Source organism: Pseudomonas sp. SIMBA_068 (assembly GCF_046534705.1).
In the GTDB taxonomy this organism is placed as follows: Bacteria; Pseudomonadota; Gammaproteobacteria; order Pseudomonadales; family Pseudomonadaceae; genus Aquipseudomonas; species Aquipseudomonas putida.
Genome location: NZ_JAWRYI010001666.1, coordinates 1 through 236 on the forward strand (window position 1 = coordinate 1; position 236 = coordinate 236).

The window sequence follows — 236 nt, forward strand, 5'->3', positions numbered from 1 at the left end:
CAGCGTATAGTTGCTCATCATACGGGTTTCGACGTCATCACTATCAAGCGAAACAGCAAAGCCATGTGCACGGCGGAGGTAACTCAGTTTTTCGAGTGTGTTGAGATCCTGGCGAATGGTAACTTCAGAAACTCCAGTGGCTTTTGCCAGATCGGTTACGCTAACCTGACCCTGGTCAATGACCATCTGTAGAATAGTTTGTTGTCGGGAATTCATCGCTGTAATTCTTATAACGT

The 236-nt window shown here is 46.2% G+C and carries 1 protein-coding gene; it reads right to left on the reverse strand.

The features are described from left to right. The coding region (locus tag SB756_RS35405) for a DeoR family transcriptional regulator (protein ID WP_410913924.1) at positions 1-216 on the reverse strand (216 nt) is incomplete at its 3' end. Between the last annotated feature and the right edge of the window lie 20 nt (positions 217-236).